The organism is Azorhizophilus paspali (genome assembly GCF_043587585.2).
Classification (GTDB): Bacteria; Pseudomonadota; Gammaproteobacteria; order Pseudomonadales; family Pseudomonadaceae; genus Azotobacter; species Azotobacter paspali.
Genome location: NZ_CP171449.1, coordinates 4,363,460 through 4,382,190, shown reverse-complemented (window position 1 = coordinate 4,382,190; position 18,731 = coordinate 4,363,460). Strand labels below are relative to the sequence as shown.

General features: G+C 66.0%; 10 protein-coding genes and 1 pseudogene. 7 read left to right on the top strand and 4 right to left on the bottom strand.

Translation table 11 applies throughout. The annotated features are described in order from the left end of the window. Window positions 1–6 precede the first annotated feature (6 nt). Window positions 7–339 (top strand): annotated as a pseudogene (locus tag ACGI6K_RS21300) (acetyl-CoA C-acetyltransferase); the annotation flags it as partial. Further along, on the top strand, window positions 316–534 hold the full coding sequence (locus ACGI6K_RS21295; protein WP_376947499.1) for a 3-hydroxyacyl-CoA dehydrogenase NAD-binding domain-containing protein: 219 nt from the start codon (window positions 316–318) through the stop codon (window positions 532–534). The pseudogene ACGI6K_RS21300 and the gene ACGI6K_RS21295, both read left to right, overlap by 24 nt. A gap of 168 nt (window positions 535–702) precedes the next feature. On the opposite strand, the gene ACGI6K_RS21290 is transcribed toward ACGI6K_RS21295, so the two are convergent. Genes ACGI6K_RS21290 through ACGI6K_RS21280 form a run of 3 tightly spaced genes read right to left on the bottom strand, consistent with a single transcriptional unit; the run spans window position 703 to window position 6,545 of the window. Beyond that, the gene (locus tag ACGI6K_RS21290) at window positions 703–2,253 is read right to left on the bottom strand and encodes an efflux transporter outer membrane subunit (protein ID WP_376947477.1); all 1,551 of its coding nucleotides are present in this window, start codon (window positions 2,251–2,253) and stop codon (window positions 703–705) included. Continuing rightward, complete coding sequence (locus ACGI6K_RS21285; protein WP_376947479.1) at window positions 2,250–5,390, bottom strand: efflux RND transporter permease subunit; 3,141 nt, start codon at window positions 5,388–5,390, stop codon at window positions 2,250–2,252. Before ACGI6K_RS21285 ends, ACGI6K_RS21290 begins: the two co-directional genes overlap by 4 nt. A gap of 3 nt (window positions 5,391–5,393) precedes the next feature. Then, entirely contained in the window at window positions 5,394–6,545 is a 1,152-nt protein-coding gene (locus tag ACGI6K_RS21280; RefSeq protein WP_376947481.1) for an efflux RND transporter periplasmic adaptor subunit, read from the bottom strand. 226 nt (window positions 6,546–6,771) lie between these two features. Between ACGI6K_RS21280 and ACGI6K_RS21275 the strand changes: the two genes are divergently transcribed. Beyond that, complete coding sequence (locus ACGI6K_RS21275; protein ID WP_376947501.1) at window positions 6,772–7,557, top strand: IclR family transcriptional regulator; 786 nt, start codon at window positions 6,772–6,774, stop codon at window positions 7,555–7,557. A 284-nt stretch (window positions 7,558–7,841) separates the two neighbouring features. Here ACGI6K_RS21275 and ACGI6K_RS21270 read toward each other — a convergent pair whose 3' ends face one another. Next, window positions 7,842–8,138: a hypothetical protein gene (locus ACGI6K_RS21270; protein WP_376947505.1), complete on the bottom strand. Its 297-nt coding sequence runs from the start codon at window positions 8,136–8,138 to the stop codon at window positions 7,842–7,844. Here ACGI6K_RS21270 and ACGI6K_RS21265 point away from each other — a divergent pair. From ACGI6K_RS21265 to ACGI6K_RS21250, 4 genes are all read left to right on the top strand, one after another. Continuing rightward, a complete protein-coding gene (locus ACGI6K_RS21265) occupies window positions 8,074–8,379 on the top strand; it encodes an NAD(P)-dependent oxidoreductase (protein ID WP_376947503.1) in 306 nt (101 codons plus the stop codon). The genes ACGI6K_RS21270 and ACGI6K_RS21265 overlap by 65 nt on opposite strands. An 818-nt stretch (window positions 8,380–9,197) precedes the next feature. Further along, window positions 9,198–11,768 carry a glycosyl hydrolase family 28-related protein gene (locus tag ACGI6K_RS21260; protein ID WP_376947483.1) on the top strand — a complete coding sequence of 857 codons (2,571 nt, stop codon included), beginning with the start codon at window positions 9,198–9,200 and terminating at the stop codon, window positions 11,766–11,768. A gap of 1,020 nt (window positions 11,769–12,788) precedes the next feature. Next, complete coding sequence (locus tag ACGI6K_RS21255; RefSeq protein WP_377968886.1) at window positions 12,789–15,812, top strand: M10 family metallopeptidase C-terminal domain-containing protein; 3,024 nt, start codon at window positions 12,789–12,791, stop codon at window positions 15,810–15,812. A 239-nt stretch (window positions 15,813–16,051) separates the two neighbouring features. Continuing rightward, window positions 16,052–18,688 (top strand): M10 family metallopeptidase C-terminal domain-containing protein, encoded by a 2,637-nt coding sequence (locus ACGI6K_RS21250; RefSeq protein WP_376942223.1) that lies wholly within the window; start codon window positions 16,052–16,054, stop codon window positions 18,686–18,688. The last annotated feature ends 43 nt before the right edge of the window (window positions 18,689–18,731 follow it).

The window sequence follows — 18,731 nt, the reverse complement described above, 5'->3', positions numbered from 1 at the left end:
CGAGACATGCAAGAACAGGAAGTAGTGATAGTCGCCGCCGCCCGCACCGCCATCGGCAGTTTCCAGGGCAGCTTGGCACAAGTGCCGGCGGTCGAGCTGGGCGTCGTCGTCATCCGCGCTCTGCTCGAGCGCAGCGGATTGGCGCCGACCGAGGTGGGGACGAAGTCATCCTCAGTCAGATGCTGACCGCCAGGGCGGAACAGAATCGCCCGGCACACCACGCTGAAGGTGGGGTTGGCGCAGAGCGTGCCGGCTATGACCGTCAACAAGGTCTACGGCTCCGGCCTCAACGCTCTGCACCTGGCGGCCTGGGCGATCCACTGCGGTGATGCCGAGGCGGTCGTCGCCGGCGACAGCGGCGGCCTGGCTCCCGAGTGGCTGGCCGAGGGCATGCGCCATCCCGGCCGGTTGCTGATTGCCCATTTTTGCAGCCCGCCGCACCGTGTTCCGCTGGTGGCGGTGGTTGCGGGCCGCCAGACTCGCGGCGAGCATCTGGCGTATGTCCGGACGCTGCTGGCTGGAACGAATCTGTAAGTCGTCGTGGTGCTAGACGGGGCCGCCGATTGTCTGCCGCCTGGGCTTGCCCGGAGCCATGAGAGGCGGGCGGAGCCGGAGCGGCTGGCGAAGTAGAAAGATCCGGCGGGCCGCTATCGGCCAACCTCGCGGGAGCGGCCTGTGCCCGTTACGGGTACGGGCCGGCCGTTATGGCGTGGCGGCTGCCGTGGTGGTCGCGCCCGCGACGCTGTTGCGTTCCCAGCCGCCGCCGAGCGCCTTGTACAGGCCGACTTCGCTGTTCAGTTGCTGGAGGCGGTCGTTAAGCAGTTGCTGCTGGGCGGAGAAGAGTTCGCGCTGGGCGTCGAGCACCGACAGGTAGCTGTCGACGCCTTCCTCATAGCGCTGACGGGCAAGATCGTAGTAGACCTGGTTGTTGTCGACCAGATCGCCCTGGGCCTTGAGCTGGGCGTCGTAGGTGCCGCGCGCGGCCAGGCCGTCGGCGACCTCGCGGAAGGCGGTCTGGATGCTGTACTCGTAGGCGGCGACGTTGATTTCCTTCTGTAGCTTGGCGTACTCCAGATTCCCTTTGAGCTGCCCGAAGGTGAAGATCGGAATATTGATCGTCGGCACGGCGTTCCAGGTGCCGGAGCCGGCGTCGAACAGACCCGACAGCTCGCGACTGGCGGTACCCGCCCGCGCGGTCAGGGTGACGCTCGGGAAGAACGCCGCGCGCGCCGCGCCGATGCTGGCGTTGGCGGCCTGCAGGCGGTGTTCGGCGGCGCGGATGTCCGGCCGGCGCAGCAGCAGGTCGGAGGGCAGCCCGGCGGGGAAGTCGGCGAGCATCTCGTCGTTGACGTCGAGGCCGGTCGGCAAGTCGCTCGGGAAGGGACCACCGATCAGCAGGCGCAGGGCGTTGACGTCCTCGGCGATCTGCCGGGTGTAGAGCGCCTTCTGCGCGCGGGCCTGGTCCACCAAGGTGTGCGCCTGGCGCACGTCGAGCTGCGAGGAGACGCCGACTTCCTCGCTGGCTTCGATCAGCGCGAGGCTTTCCTCGTAGCTGGCCAGGGTCGCTTCGGTCAGCTTGAGCAGGGCCTGGTCGGTGCGCCAGGCGAAGTAGGCGGTGGCCACGTCGCCGACCAGGACGATATGTACGTTCTGCCGGTTTTCCTCAATGGCCAGGTAGTCTTCCAGGGTCTGCTCGGTGAGGCTGCGGATGCGACCGAAGAAGTCCATTTCCCAGGAGCTGGTGCCGAAGGTCACCGAGTGGTGGGTCTGGATGAAAGGTTCGGCTTTCATGGTGGTGGTGGTGGTGGTGGTGGTGGTCGAGCTACCGCCCGAAATGCCGCCACCGCTGCCGCCGCTGCCGCCGCCGCCGCTGCCACCGCCGCCGCCGCTGCGGTAATCGGCCGGCCAGCGCTGACGGCTCTGGGTGCCTTCCACGCCGAGCTTGGGGAACAGGTCGGAACGCTGCACGCGGTACAGCGCCCGGTAGGCGTCCACGTTGAGGATCGCCTGGCGCAGGTCGCGGTTGTTGTCCAGGGCCAGCTCGACCAGCCGCTTGAGCGCCGGATCGCGGAAGAACTCCTCCCAACCGACATCCGCGGCCGGCACGCTGGCCGGCAGCTCCGGCGCATAGGCGGCCCCCTCCGGCCAGGCGGCCTCGACCGGCGCGGCCGGGCGCAGGTAGTCGGGGATCAGGGTGCAACCCGGCAGTGCCAGGGCGCAGGCGGCCGCCAGGGTCAGGTATCCGTGTTTCATGCCATCACTCCTTCGGTTTCGGCCGCCTTGTCTTTTTTCCGCTCGAACAATCCGACCACCACGACGTAGAACAGCGGCACGAAGAAGATCGCCAGGAAGGTTGCCGCCAGGGTCCCGCCGAGCACACCGGTGCCGATCGAGTGCTGGCTGCCGCTGCCGGGGCCGGTGGCGGTGGCCAGCGGCAGCACGCCGAGGGCGAAGGCGATAGAGGTCATAATGATCGGCCGCAGGCGCAGGCGCGCGGCCTCGCAGGCGGCCTGCATCAGGCTGCGGCCTTGGTGCTCGTACAGATCCTTGGCGAACTCGACGATGAGGATCGCATTCTTCGCCGCCAGGCCCATGGTGGTGAGCATGCCGACCTGGAAGAACACGTCGTTGGACAGCCCGCGCAAGAGCGTGGCGCCGACCGCGCCGAGCACTCCGAGCGGCACCACCAGTATCACCGAGAAAGGAATCGACCAACTTTCGTACAGCGCCGCCAGGCAGAGGAATACGATCAGCAGCGACAGCGCGTAGAGCGCCGGCGCCTGCGAGCCGGCGGCCAGCTCCTCGTAGGACAGGCCGGTGTAGGCGATGCCGATGCCCGACGGCAACTGGGCGGCGAGGCGGTTCATCACGGCCATGGCGTCGCCGGTGCTGTAGCCGGGCGCCGGCTGGCCGAGAACCTCCACCGAGGAGATGCCGTTGTAGCGTTCCAGCTTGGGCGAGCCGTAGATCCACTGGCCCCTGGCGAAGGCCGAGAAGGGCACCATGCCGCCTTCGGAGTTGCGCACGTACCATTTGTCGAAGTCTTCCGGACCCACGCGCGAATCCTGCTTGCCCTGCACGTAGACCCGCTTGACCCGGCCGCGGTCGATGAAGTCGTTGACGTAGGAAGAACCCCAGGCCACCGACATGGTTTCGTTGATGTCCTCGATGGAGACCTGCAGCGCGCGGGCCTTCTCGTCGTCGATGATCACCTGGTACTGTGCCTCGTCGTTCATGCCGTTGGGACGCACCATGGTCAGCGTCGGCTCCTTGGCGGCCATCCCGAGGAGCTGGTTGCGCGCCGCCATCAGCGCCTCGTGGCCGAGGCCACCGTAGTCCTGCAGGAAGAGGTCGAAGCCGGTGGCGTTGCCCATCTCGCGCACCGCCGGCGGCACCACCGGAATCACGTTGGCGTCCTTGATCCGCGCGTAGCGCACGGCCGCGCGCTGGGCCAGGGCGAAGATGTTCTGCTCGGGCCTGGGCCGTTCGCTGAAGGGCTTGAGGTTGATGAACAGCAGGCCCGAGCTCTGCCCGCGGCCGGCGAAGTTGAAGCCGTTGATACTGTACACCGAGGCCACGGTATCGCCCTCGTCCTTGAGCAGGTAGTCGCGCGTTTCGGCGAGCACTGCCTCGGTGCGCTCGGCACTAGAGTTCGGCGGCAACTGTATCTGCACGAACATGGTGCCCTGGTCCTCGTTGGGCAGGAAGGAGCCGGGCAGCCTGAGGAACAGGTAGGCGACGCTGCCGATCAGCAGCAGGTAGACCAGCATGAAGCTCCAGCGGCGCCTGGTGATGCCGCCCACGCTGCGCTGGTAGCCGTCGGCGCTGCGCTCGAAGGTGCGGTTGAACCAGCCGAAGAAGCCACGCCTCTCGTGGTGCGCGCCCTTGGCCACCGGCTTGAGCAGGGTGGCGCAGAGGGCCGGGGTGAAGATCAGCGCGATCAGCACCGAGAAGGACATCGCCGAGATGATGGTGATGGAGAACTGCCGGTAGATGACCCCGGCGGAACCGCCGAAGAAGGCCATCGGCAGGAACACCGCGGAAATCACCAAGGCGATGCCGACCAGCGCGCCGGAGATCTGGTCCATCGACTTGCGCGTCGCCTCCTTCGGCGACAGCCCTTCCTCGACCATGATGCGCTCGACGTTCTCCACCACCACGATGGCGTCGTCCACCAGCAGGCCGATGGCCAGCACCATGGCGAACATGGTCATGACGTTGATGGTGAAGCCGCAGGCGAACAGCACGCCGAAGGTGGCCAGCAGCACCACCGGCACCGCCAGGGTGGGGATCAGGGTGGCGCGGAAGTTCTGCAGGAACAGGTACATCACCAGGAAGACCAGCACGATGGCCTCGAACAGGGTGTGCACCACCGCCTTGATGGAGGCGGAGACCATCGGCGCGGTCTCGTAGGGGTAGACCACCTCGACGCCTTCGGGCAGGTAGGGCTTGAGGTCATTCAGCCTGGCACGCACCGCCGCCACGCTCTCCAGCAGGTTGGCGCCGGGCGCCAGGCGCAGGGCCATGCCGGCGGCCGGCATGCCGTTGTACTTGGAGGCGATGGAGAAGTTCTCGGCGCTCAGGCCGACCTCGGCGACGTGCTTGAGGCGGACCTGCGAGCCGTCGCGGTTGACCTTGAGGAGGATTTCCTTGAATTCGTCGGCGGTGCGCATGCGCGTCTTGCCGATTACCGTGGCGTTCAGTTGCACGCCCTTGGTCGCCGGCAGGCCGCCGAGCTGGCCGGAAGACACCTGCACGTTCTGCGCGCTGATCGCGCTGGTCACGTCTTGCGGGGTGAGCTGGTAGTTGTTGAGCTTCTCCGGGTCGAGCCAGATACGCATCGCGTACTGCGAGCCGAACACCTGGAAGTCGCCGACCCCGTAGACCCGCGAGATCGGATCCTGGAGGTTGGAGACGATGTAGTTGCCCATGTCGAAACCGTTCATGCGCCCGTCGGTGGACACCAGGCCGAGGATCATCATGAAGTTGACCTGGTATTTCACCACCCGGATGCCCTGGCGCTGGACTTCCTCGGGCAGCATCGGCGTGGCCAGTTGCAGCTTGTTCTGCACCTGCACCTGGGCGATGTCGGGGTTGGTGCCCTGTTCGAAGGTCACGATGATCTGCAGGCTGCCGTCGGCGTTGCTGACCGAGGAAATATAGCGCAGGCCGTCGAGGCCGTTGAGTTGCTGCTCGATCACCTGCACCACGGTGTCCTGCACCGTCTGCGCCGAGGCGCCGGGATAGGTGACGCTGATCTGCACGGCCGGCGGGGAAATGTTCGGGTACTGGGTGACGGAGAGCTTGAGGATGGCCAGGCCGCCGCCGAGCATGAGCACCAAGGCGATCACCCAGGCGAAGATCGGCCGGTCGATGAAAAAGCGCGACATGGATCAGCGTCCCCCTTGGCTGGCGCCGGCTGCGAAGTCGGCGACCAGATTGATGTTGCCGGCCTCGACCGCCCTGACCGTGACGCCGCCGCGCACTCGCTGGATACCTTCGACGACCACCCGCTCGCCGCTGACCAGACCCTTGCCGACCAGCCAGGCGTTGCCCACGGTGCGCAGGGTTTCCACTTCGCGCAGCTCGACGCTGTTGTCCTCCTTGACCACCCAGGTGTTGGCGACCCCGCGGGTGTCGCGGATGACCGCCTGCTGCGGGATTAGGATGGCGTCCTGCTTCACGCCCTCCTTGAGCTGGGCGTGCACGAACATGCCGGGCAGCAGCTTGCGTTCGGGGTTGGGGAAGATCGCGCGCACGGTCACCGAGCCGGTGCCTTGGTCGACGTTGACCTCGGAGAACTTGAGGGTACCGGTGTGCGGGTAGGTGCTGCCGTCTTCCAGGGTCAGGTTGACCTCGGCCTGGTCGGGACCGGCGCTCTGCAGGCGGCCGGACTCCATCGCGTTGCGCAGGCGGAGGATGAGAGTGATCGGCTGGGTGACGTCGACGTAGATCGGATCGAGCTGGTGCACCATGGTTAGTGCCTGGGTTTGGCCGGGGGTGACCAGGGCGCCCTCGGTGATGATCGAGCGGCCGATGCGCCCGGTGATCGGCGCCAGCACCTTGGTGTACTGCACGTCGATGCGCCTGACCCGCGCATCGGCCTGGGCCTGCTTCAGGGCGGAGATGGCGTCGTCGTACTGCTGGCGGCTGACCGCGCTGGTCTTCAGCAGGCGCTCGTAGCGCCTGGCCAGATTCTCGGCGTTGACCAGATTGGCCTCGCTGCGGGCCAGTTCCGCCTCGTAGGTGCGCGGGTCGATCTGGTAGAGCTGCTGGCCCTTCTTGACCTCGGTGCCTTCGGTGAACAGGCGCTCCTGAAGGATGCCGCCGACTTGCGGGCGTACTTCGGCGACGCGGAAGGCCGTGGTACGGCCCGGCAGCTCGGTGGTCAGCATCAGTGGCCGGGCCTGTACGGTGTAGACCCCGACTTCCGTGGGCGGCGGCGCGGGAGCGGCCGCCTGCTCGGCCTCCTTGCAGGCAGCCAGCGACAGGATCAGGGCCAGCGGCAGGCTGTGGATGAAGGGGAGCGGAGCTCTGCGTTTCACGGACGGGCCTCCTGGCAATGGAAGGAGATGAAGACGGACGAGGAGCGGTAGTGTATCGAATCGTGGTTCAGTGTACCATTAGGTGGTTTTTGCAGGGCAGGCCAGATTCGTAAAAACCTGTAACGGGAGAAAGAAACCGGCCGAACCTGGAAGAGGGCGGCATGGGCAATTCCGTGCCGGTGGGATGACCGTAAGGTCCGCAATCATTATGACAAGTAACCAAGTGATGACCAGAGAGGCGCCGGAAAGCGGCGAAGAGGGCAAGGTGGGCGGCATTCAGGTGATCGCCCGTGCCGCGGCGATCATGCGTACCCTGGGCGAGCATCCGCAGGGACTCAGCCTGGCGGCCATCGCCCAAGCAGTGAAATTGCCGCGCTCCACCGTGCAGCGCATCGTCTGCGCGCTGGAGGCCGAATACCTGGTCGAGGCCATGGGGCCCAGCGGCGGCTTCCGCCTGGGCGCGGCGGTGGGCCAACTGGTCTACCAGACCCAGACCGACATCATTTCCCTGGTGCGGCCCTATCTGGAGTGCCTGTCGAACCGGCTGCAGGAGTCGGTGTCCCTGTCCAAGCAGGCCGGCGAGAAGATCCAGGTGATCGACCGCATCGTCGCCGAGCGCGACCTGCGCGTGGTCTTTCCCATCGGCGTCTTCGCCCCCATGCACTCGACCTCTGCCGGCAAGGTGCTGCTGGCCGGCCTCGACGCCGCCGCCGTGCGCGACCTTTTGCCCGATCCGCTGCCGCAGATGACCCGCAACACCCGCGACCTGCCAGCCCTGCTGGCCGAGCTGGTGGAGATCCGCAAGACCGGCTTCACCTTCGACCACGGGGAGTTCTGCGAAGGCATCAGCGGCGGCTCGGTGTCTTTGAACACCTACCTGGGCCGCTACGCCATCTCCGTGGTATTGCCCACCGCGCGCGCCGCCCGGCGCGTCGAGGCCATCCGCGAGGCGCTGCTGGCCTGCAAGCGCGACATCGAGCGGGCGATCGGCGGTACCGCTTGCCGGCGTTGAACCGCCCGGCCGCCAAGCGTGGCCTGGACGTTTCATGCCGGCTGCAACCACGGGCAATTCCCCCTTGGGGGGAGTCTTACGCTTCGAGGAGCCACCGGTGAAACCGAATGTGCTGAATCGCCCGTCTGCCCGACCTCCTGAGCGAGCGCTTGTACGCGGATTACCGGGTGCTCGAAGGGTTTGAGAGCGGCGCGGACCTGGGCGCCGCCGCCGCGGATATCCGTGCCCTGGTCGCCAACGGCGAATCGCGGATGAGCCGCGAACTGCTCGATCGCCTGCCGGCGCTAAAAATTATCCTGGTGTTCGGTGTCGGTTACGATGGCGTCGATGTGCGGGCCGCCGAAGCGCGTGGCATTCCCGTCACCCATACTCCGGATGTGCTGACCGACGATGTCGCCGACTTCGCCATGATGCTGCTGGGCATCGCCCGGCGTGTCGCCGTCGCCGATCGCTTCGTCCGCAGGGGCCTGGACGAGCAGGCCGTTCCCCTTCGCGCGCAAGGTCAGCGGGGCACGCCTGGGCATCGTCGGTCTGGGGCGGATCGGCTTGGCCATCGCCCGCCGCGCCACGGCGTTCGACATGTCGATCGTCTATTGCGGGCGCCGGCCGCGTCCGGTGGATTACCGCTATTTCGCCTCCGTGCACGAGTTGGCCGCGCAGGTGGACTTCCTGGTGGTCAGCGTCAACGGCAAAGCGGATACCCGCCATCTGATCGAGGCTTCCGTGCTCGATGTCCTCGGTTCCAAAGGCATCCTGGTCAACGTGGGACGCGGCAGCGTGTTCGAAGACGAGCCGCGGGTACATCCGGGCTGCTCGAACTAAACAATGTGCTGCTGACGCCGCACATGGCCAGCGCCACATGGGCCACCCGCCGGGCCATGGCCGATTTGCTCATGGCCAATCTGCGGGTCCATTTCGCCGGACAGCCATTGCCGTCTCCGGTGCCAGGCGACTGCCGGGAGCCGACCTTTAGCGCCTGAAAGGCGGTTTTCAGGGAATCCGGTCGGGCACCGGGCGGCTGCTCGCCAGCCGGGCCGGAGCGGGTCCGTTTGCGCCGGGCTGGGGACAAGAGCCGCGTATCGATTCCGCACCCTCGGTCCGCCGCCAATGAAAAGGTGCGGGACCTTGAAAGGGCGCCTCCTGAGAGAAGGCCGCGACTTCGCTGCATGGGCGGCTTGCCGAGTAGCTGGTGCAGCGGAGCCGGAGGCCACGCCAACGACCAGGCACACAATCTTTCCAGTCCGGTATCGGACGGGCATTTCATGCGATTGCCCTGCCGGCGTTCCCCGCACCCGCGCATGGTTCTGCCCAATGCGCTCTATTTCGGTGGGGTGGCCGGCAATGGAGACCGTCGTCATGGCCGGATAGCGGAGAAAATTTGAGAACGCTTTGGCATTAAAAAAACTTCATGATTCCTTGGAGAACCAATAAAGGCTTTTATAGTCGGAAAACTCACGGCAACGTGTCGGCCAGGATTTCCGGAGCTCTTTTCTTGCCCGCTCGGGAAGGGGCCGGTAGTGGGAAGCCGAGTAGTTGCGACGATGCCGGAGGCAGAGATCACTGTTCGAATAGCCGGCTTTCTCTGCCTCAATTTCCTTCAAAAGCGTTCGGCTGCGCAGTTGGCATACGGAAGCGAAGCAATGGAATATAACGTTAAGGATTTTGGTGCCAGGGGTGATGGCAAGAAGGACGATACGAAAGCAATCCAGAAGGCGATAGATGCCGCCTACAAAGCGGGGGGCGGGACGGTATACCTGCCGTCCGGCGAATATCGGGTCAGCGGTGGCGACGACGCCTCCGACGGCGCTCTGCTCATCAAGAGCAACGTCTATATCGTCGGCGCCGGCATGGGCGAGACGGTGATCAAGCTGGTCAATGGGTGGGACGAAAAGCTCACCGGCATCATCCGCTCGGCCAATGGCGAGAAAACCCACGATTACGGTATCAGCGACCTGACCATCGACGGTAACCAGGACAACAACGAAGGCGAGGTCGACGGCTTCTATACCGGCTATATTCCCGGCAAGGAGGGCGCGGACTACAACGTCACGGTCGAACGGGTGGAGATCCGCGAGGTATCCCGCTACGGCTTCGATCCCCACGAGCAGACCATCAACCTGACGATCCGCGACAGCGTGGCCCACAACAACGGCAAGGACGGCTTCGTCGCCGACTTCCAGATCGACGCCGTATTCGAGAACAACGTCTCGTACGACAACGGCCGCCACGGCTTCAACATCGTCACCAGCAGTCACGACATCGTCTTTACCAACAACGTCGCCTACGGCAACGGCGCCAACGGCCTAGTGGTCCAACGCGGCTCGGAAGACCGGGACTTCGTCTACAACGTGGAAATCAAGGGCGGCTCCTTCTATGACAACGGTCAGGAAGGCGTGCTGATCAAGATGAGCACCGATGTCAGCCTGCAGGGCGCCGAGATCTACGGCAACGGCTACGCGGGCGTGCGCGTGCAGGGCGTCGAGGACGTGCAGATCCTCGACAACTACATCCATGACAACGCACAGAGCAGGGCCAACGCGGAAGTCATCTTGGAATCCTACGACGACCGCGACGGCCCGTCCGATACCCACTACGAAACGCAGAACGTCACGATCAAGGGCAATACCATCGTCGGTTCGGCCAATTCCACCTACGGCATTCAGGAGCGCGCCGACGGCACCGACTACACCAGCATCAGCAACAACAGCGTCAGCGGTACCCAACGCGGGATCGTGGAACTCTCGGGGACGAACTCGACGTTCTCCGGCAGGCCGGGCGATGCCTACCAGGTCATCGACGGTAGCACCGGCGATGACCTGCTGGCCGGTACCCCGATCGCCGATCTGATCGTAGGCGGTAGCGGCAAAGACACCCTGAGCGGCGATGCCGGCAACGACGTTCTCGAAGGCGGTGCCGGCAGCGATCGCCTGACAGGCGGCGAGGGCGCCGACATCTTCCGCTTCACGGCGCTCAGCGACAGCTATTACACCGCCAAAAGCAGCGTCGTCGACCAGATCCTCGACTTCGATGCCAGCGAGGATCGCATCGACCTCGCTGGGCTCGGCTTCACCAGCCTGGGCGACGGCTACGGCGGCACCCTGGCCGTGCTGACCAGCAGCGACCGCAGCTACACCTATCTGAGGAGCTACGAGAAGGACGCAACCGGCCATTATTTCTCGCTCACCCTGGGCGGCAACTTCGTCGGTCGGTTAGACAACAGCAACCTGGTCTTCAGGCACAAGACCATCGTTGGTACCGAGGGCGACGACAGCCTGACTGGCAACGCGATGGCGGAAATCCTCGACGGCGGCAGCGGCAACGACAGCCTCGCGGGCGATCTGGGCAACGACATGCTGAGAGGCGGCGCCGGTGACGACATCCTGAACGGCGGCTTGGGGCGCGATCAGCTCAGCGGCGGCGAAGGCGCGGACATATTCCGCTTCACCAGCGTGGTCGACAGTTACCAGAACTCGGGCGACAACTTCTCCGATCTGATTCTCGATTTCGACCCGGACGAAGACCGCATCGATCTCAGCAGCCTGGGCTTCAGCGGCCTGGGCGACGGCCACAACGGTACCCTGCTGCTGCGGACCAGCAGCGAAACCAACCACAGCTATCTCAAGAACTTCGACACGGATGCCGACGGCCGGCGCTTCGAGATTGCTCTGAAGGGCGTTTTCTCCGACCTGGGCGAGAAGCAACTCATCTTCGAACGCCTGGTACTGGAGGGCACTCGCTCCGGCGACCAGCTTTCCGGCACCGAGCTGAACGAGGAGCTGCTCGGCGACGCGGGACGCGACATCCTGAATGGCGGCGGCGGCGACGATATTCTCGATGGCGGTTCCGAGCGCGATACCCTGACCGGCGGCAGCGGCGCGGACGTGTTCCGCTTCAACGCCACGCTGGACAGCTTCCGCAACTACAGTAGCGGGCCGAGCCGGGTCGACGACATCACCGACTTTACCGTCGGCGAGGATCTGATCGACCTCTCTGCCCTCGGCTATAGCGGCCTGGGCAACGGCTACGACGGCACGCTCGATGTACGCCTGAACGGGGAGGGCACCAAGACCTACCTCAAGGACCGCGAAGGCGATGCGGACGGCAACCACTTCGAGATCATCCTGGACGGTAACTATGTCGATCAGCTCTCCAACGACGACTTCATCTTCACCGCCCTCGAAGTGATCGGCAGCAGCTCGCAGGTTGCCTGATGCGGCTCGGCCTGGCCTGACGCGGCCCGGCCTGACGTGCCCTGGCCCGGTGTGTCCGGGCTCGACACGCTCCCAGTCGTCGGCAAGCCTGTCCAGTTGCCGACGATCGGGCGAACCGATCTGTTTCTTCCCCAGTCTCACCCCTTGAAACGTATGGCTCGTTTCATTCGGGCGCTCTTCGGAGCCCCTCGCGCGACCGTCGAAGATGCGCTAGGCGCAGGGCCGGCCGGTTGTGTCGAGGCCAGAGACGGAAAGTCTGTTCGAGTAGTCGTCTCTTCCTACTCCATTCCGGTTAGACAGCATTTCGCTGCATATCACTGGGTCGGGAAGTGGATATGGATTACAAGGTCAGAGATTTCGAAGTTCTGGGGGATCGCACCACCGATTATCGGGTGGGCATGCGGGAAGCGCCTGGCGCCACCCGTGCGACAAAGAGCATCCACATGCCGGCCGGCGAATGCCGGATCGTCGATACGACGGCAGCGCCAGCTCCCACGCTTCCGCTTTGCGCAACGAGGCCGCCCGCCGCAGGCGTAACGGCCCGGCCCCGCGCAAAGCGGAAAATCTCGCTCATTCGAGCAAAGCCCCGATCGAGGGCGACACCTATCGCGGCGACGCCGGCGATGGCGTGCGCATTCGCGTCGCCGGGGGCGTGCCGATTCTGAACGACCTGCTTCACGACGAAGCGCGGGATGGGGCCGTCCGTAGGACGGCCCGTCGTCCCGTGGCGCCGTCCGATGATCGCCACATGGAGTTGAACCGTCGGGTCGCTGCCCGACCAATGCCAACAACGATGTAGGGGAGCGCGATAACGACAGCAGCGAGCAGCAATCTCTACGAACGACATCGGTGGTACGCAGGCACACCCGCGCTGCTCCATGAAGCCGGTCCAGGCAATGGCCAGCAGCGGAGAGTCGAGGGTGCTGAAGGCAACACGGCAGTCTCCGAAGTACCCAGTAGCGGGCGGCCACGACCGGCCGAGGCTACTGCGACAGCAACGATAATACGAGGGATTCCGATATGTCTGGCCAAGAACAACTGGTGGTTGAAGGTACTACCGACGAGAACGGTAATCCGGTCGTCTCCGAAGGACCTTCCATCAAAACGACGGCCGTTGCGGGTACCGAAGGCAACGACCTGCTATACGGCACCGAAATTGGCGAGGAACTCGTCGGCGGGGCCGGGGACGATCGCCTATACGGCTTCGGCGGCAACGACGTGCTCGACGGCGGCGCCGGGCGCGACCGCCTGACCGGCGGCCTGGATGCCGACATCTTCCGCTTCAGCCTGCGCGAAGACAGCCACCGCTCGGCGCTGGGCAACTTCAGCGACCAGATCCTCGACTTCGATCCGAACCAGGACAAGATCGACGTATCGGCGCTCGGTTTCACCGGCCTGGGCAACGGCTACGCCGGCACCCTGGCGGTGACCACCAGCGCCGACGGCACACGCACCTACTTGAAGAGCTACGAGGTGGACGCCCAAGGTCGCTCCTTCGAGGTCAGCCTGCAGGGTAACCATGCCGCCGCGTTGTCGGCCGCCAACATCGTCTTCGGCGCGGCCATCCCGGTCGATCCCAACGTCGAGGGAACGCCGGTGGTCGGCACCGACCTCGACGACGTGTTGCACGGTACCCTGGGCAGCGAGCAGATTCTCGGCAACGGCGGCGCCGACCAGTTGTACGGCTACGCCGGCAACGACCTGCTCGACGGCGGCGCCGGGCGCGACAAGCTGACCGGCGGCGAAGGCGCCGACACCTTCCGCTTCAGCCTGCGCGAGGACAGCCACCGCTCGGCGCTGGGCAACTTCAGCGACCAGATCCTCGACTTCGACCCGAACCAGGACAAAATCGACGTATCGGCGCTCGGCTTCACCGGCCTGGGCAACGGCTACGCTGGCACCCTGGCGGTGACCACCAACCTCGAGGGGACGCGCACCTACCTGAAGAGCTACGAGGTGGATGCCGAGGGGCGTAGCTTCGAGTTGGCGCTAGACGGCAACCATGCCGCGACCCTGTCGGCCGGCAACATCGTCTTCGGCGCGGCCATCCCGGTCGATCCCAACGTCGAGGGGACGCCGGTGGTCGGCACCGACCTCGACGACGTGTTGCACGGTACCCTGGGCAGCGAGCAGATTCTCGGCAACGGCGGCGCCGACCAGTTGTACGGCTATGCCGGCAACGACCTGCTCGACGGCGGCGCCGGGCGCGACAAGCTGACCGGCGGCGAAGGCGCCGACACCTTCCGTTTCAGTCTGCGCGAGGACAGTCACCGCTCGCCCACGGGAGCCTTCAGCGACCAGATCCTCGACTTCGACCCGAACCAGGACAAGATCGATGTGTCGGCGCTCGGCTTCACCGGCCTGGGCAACGGCTACGCCGGCACCCTGGCGGTGGGCCTCAGCGCCGACGGCCTACGCACCTACCTGAAGAGCTACGACGCGGATGCCCAGGGCCGCTCCTTCGAGCTGGCGCTGGACGGCAACCACAGTGCAACCCTGTCGGCCGCCAACATCGTCTTCGCCGCGCCCACCCCGGTCGATCCCAGCGTCGAGGGAGCGCCGATCGTCGGCAGCGATCTCGACGACGTGTTGCACGGCACCGTGCTCGGCGAGGAAATAAGCGGCGGCGGCGGCGCCGACCGGCTGTACGGCTATGGCGGTGCCGATGTGCTCGACGGCGGCGCCGGGCGCGACAAGCTGACCGGCGGCGAGGGCGCCGACACCTTCCGCTTCAGTCTGCGCGAGGACAGCCACCGCTCGACGCTGGGCAGCTTCAGCGACCAGATCCTCGATTTCGATCCGATCCAGGACAAGATCGACGTATCGGCGCTCGGTTTCACCGGCCTGGGCAACGGCTACGCCGGCACCCTGGCGGTGACCACCAGTGTCGACGGCTCGCACACCTACCTGAAGAGCTACGAGACGGATGCCGAAGGCCGCTCCTTCGAAATCAGCCTGCAGGGCAACCATGCCGCCGTGCTGTCGGCCGATAACATCCTGTTCGGCGCGGCCATCCCGGTCGATCCCAACGTCGAGGGAACGCCGGTGGTCGGCAGCGACCTCAACGACGTGTTGCACGGTACCCTGGGCAGCGAGCAGATTCTCGGCAACGGCGGCGCCGACCAGTTGTACGGCTACGCCGGCAACGACCTGCTCGACGGCGGCGCCGGGCGCGACAAGCTGACCGGCGGCGAAGGCGCCGACACCTTCCGCTTCAGCCTGCGCGAGGACAGCCACCGCTCGGCGCTGGGCAACTTCAGCGACCAGATCCTCGACTTCGACCCGAACCAGGACAAAATCGACGTATCGGCGCTCGGCTTCACCGGCCTGGGCAACGGCTACGCTGGCACCCTGGCGGTGACCACCAACCTCGAGGGGACGCGCACCTACCTGAAAAGCTACGAGGTGGATGCCGAGGGGCGTAGCTTCGAGTTGGCGCTAGACGGCAACCATGCCGCGACCCTGTCGGCCGGCAACATCGTCTTCGGCGCGGCCATCCCGGTCGATCCCAACGTCGAGGGGACGCCGGTGGTCGGCAGCGACCTCGACGACGTGTTGCACGGTACCCTGGGCAGCGAGCAGATTCTCGGCAACGGCGGCGCCGACCAGTTGTACGGCTATGCCGGCAACGACCTGCTCGACGGCGGCGCCGGGCGCGACAAGCTGACCGGCGGCGAAGGCGCCGACACCTTCCGCTTCAGTCTGCGCGAAGACAGCCACCGCTCGCCCACGGGAGCCTTCAGCGACCAGATCCTCGACTTCGACCCGAACCAGGACAAGATCGATGTGTCGGCGCTCGGCTTCACCGGTCTGGGCAACGGCTACGCCGGCACCCTGGCGGTAGGCCTCAGCGCCGACGGCCTGCGCACCTACCTGAAGAGCTACGACGCGGATGCCCAGGGCCATTCCTTCGAACTGGCGCTGGACGGCAACCACAGTGCGACCCTGTCAGCGAGCAACATCGTCTTCGCCGCAGCCGCTCCAGTGGCCACCGAACTCGAAGTGATAGGCGTCAGCGGCCTGCCGGAGGACCAGATCGTCTGATACGGCGTTTCCCGCGAGCGGCGGACCGCCGTTCGCGGGACGAATCCTTTCCACCCCCTCATCCACGGCAACGCAAGGAATGCTTTGCCCGGGCGCCGTACGCGGGGCTTCGCTAAGGGCCGCCGCGGGCGCCAGGCGCAAGGACCGGGCAATCACGTCAGAGGCTGGAGCGGACGTTCTCGCCCGCTCCTCTTTTCAAGCGGCTTCGGCCGCCTCATACGGGATCGGGAAGCGGAGATATGGATTACAACGTCAAGGATTTTGGAGCACTGGGCAACGGCGTCAGCGATGATCGGGTCGCCATCCAGGCGGCGCTCGACGCCGCTCACGCCGCGGGCGGCGGTACCGTCTACCTACCGCCCGGCGAGTATCGGGTCAGCGCCGCCGGAGAGCCTTCCGACGGCTGCCTGACGCTCAGGGACAACGTCTACCTGGCCGGCGCCGGCATGGGCCAGACGGTGATCAAACTGGTCGACGGCTCGGCCCAGAAGATCACCGGCATGGTCCGCTCGCCCTTTGGCGAGGAAACCAGCAACTTCGGCATACGTGACCTGACCCTGGACGGCAACCGCGCCAACACCGTCGACAAGGTCGACGGCTGGTTCAACGGCTATGCCCCCGGTCAGCCGGGCGCCGATCGCAACGTGACCATCGAGCGGGTGGAGGTCCGCGAGATGTCCGGCTACGGCTTCGACCCTCACGAGCAGACCATCAACCTGGTACTGCGCGACAGCGTGGCCCATCACAACGGCCTCGACGGCTTCGTCGCCGATTACCAGATCGGCGGGGCCTTCGAGAACAACGTCGCCTACGCCAACGACCGTCACGGCTTCAACATTGTCACCAGCACCAACGATTTCGTTCTGAGCAATAACGTCGCCTACGGCAACGGCGGCAGCGGCCTGGTGGTACAGCGGGGTTCGGAAAACCTCGCCCATCCCGAGAATGTCCTGATCGACGGCGGCGCCTACTACGACAACGGCCTGGAAGGCGTGCTGGTCAAGATGAGCAACAACGTCATCGTGCAGAACGCCGATATCTACGGCAACGGCTCTTCCGGGGTGCGCGTCTACGGTGCCCAGGGCGTGCAGGTCCTCGGCAACCAGATTCACGACAACGCGAAGATGGCCGTCGCCCCGGAAGTGCTGCTGCAGTCTTACGACGATACTCTCGGCGTGTCCGGCAACTACTACACGACCCTGAACACCCGGATTGAGGGCAACACCATCACCGGCTCGGCCAACTCCACCTACGGCGTGCAGGAACGCAACGACGGCACCGACTTCAGCAGCCTGGTCGGCAACACCATCAACGGCGTGCAGGAGGCTGCCCATCTGTACGGTCCGAATTCGACGGTCTCCGGCACTGTCAGCGCGCCGCCGCAGGGGACCGACGGCAACGACGTGCTGATCGGCAGCGACGTCGGCGAGCAGATCAGCGGCGGAGCCGGCGATGATCGCCTGGACGGCGGGGCCGGCGACGACCTGCTCGACGGCGGCGCCGGGCGCGACCGGCTGACCGGCGGCCTGGGCGCCGACACCTTCCGCTTCGCCCTGCGCGAGGACAGTCATCGCTCGCCGCTGGGCAACTTCAGCGACCTGATCCTCGACTTCGACCCGAACCAGGACAAGATCGATGTGTCGGCGCTCGGCTTCACCGGCCTGGGCAACGGCTACGCCGGCACCCTGGCGGTGAGCCTCAGCGCCGACGGCCTGCGTACCTACCTGAAGAGCTACGACGCGGACGCCCAGGGCCGCTCCTTCGAGCTGGCGCTGGACGGCAACCATGCCGCGACCCTGTCGGCGGGCAACATCGTCTTCGCCGCGCCCACCCCGGTCGGTCCCAGCGTCGAGGGAGCGCCGATCGTCGGCAGCGATCTCGACGACCAGTTGCACGGCACCGTGCTCGGCGAGGAAATAAGCGGCGGCGGCGGCGCCGACCGGCTGTACGGCTATGGCGGTGCCGATGTGCTCGACGGCGGCGCCGGGCGCGACAAGCTGAGCGGCGGCGAGGGCGCCGACACCTTCCGCTTCAGTCTGCGCGAGGACAGCCACCGCTCGACGCTGGGCAACTTCAGCGACCAGATCCTCGACTTCGATCCGAACCAGGACAAGCTCGACGTGTCGGCGCTCGGCTTTACCGGCCTGGGCAACGGCTACGCCGGCACCCTGGCGGTGACCACCAGCGTCGACGGCTCGCACACCTACCTGAAGAGCTACGAGACGGATGCCGAAGGCCGCTCCTTCGGGGTCAGCCTGCAGGGCAACCATGCCGCTGCGCTGTCGGCCGACAACATCCTGTTCGCCACGCCCGTGCCGGTCGATCCCAATGTCGAGGGAGCGCCGGTGGTCGGCAGCGACCTCGGCGACGAACTGCACGGCACCCTGGGCAGCGAGCAGATCCTCGGCGGCGGCGGTGCCGACCGGTTATACGGCTATGCCGGCAACGACCTGCTCGACGGCGGCGCCGGGCGCGACAAGCTGAGCGGCGGCGAGGGCGCCGACACCTTCCGCTTCAGTCTGCGCGAGGACAGCCACCGCTCGCCGCTGGGGACCTTCAGCGACCGCATCCTCGACTTCGATCCGAGCCAGGACAAGATCGACGTGTCGGCGCTCGGCTTCACCGGCCTGGGCAACGGCTATGCCGGCACCCTGGCAGTGAGTGTCAGCGACGACGGCACGCGCACCTACCTGAAGAGCTATGAGGCGGATGCCGAGGGCCGCTCCTTCGGGGTCAGCCTGGATGGCGACCATGCCGCTGCGCTGTCGGCCGACAACATCGTCTTCGCCGCGACCGACCCTACGGCAGGCGACCCCGCGGCCGGCGAACTCGGGGTGATTGGCGCCAGCGGCCAGCCGGACGATCCGGCCGTCTGAGACGGCGCCTCCAGCCGTCGGCGAGTGCGCCGTTCGCCGACGG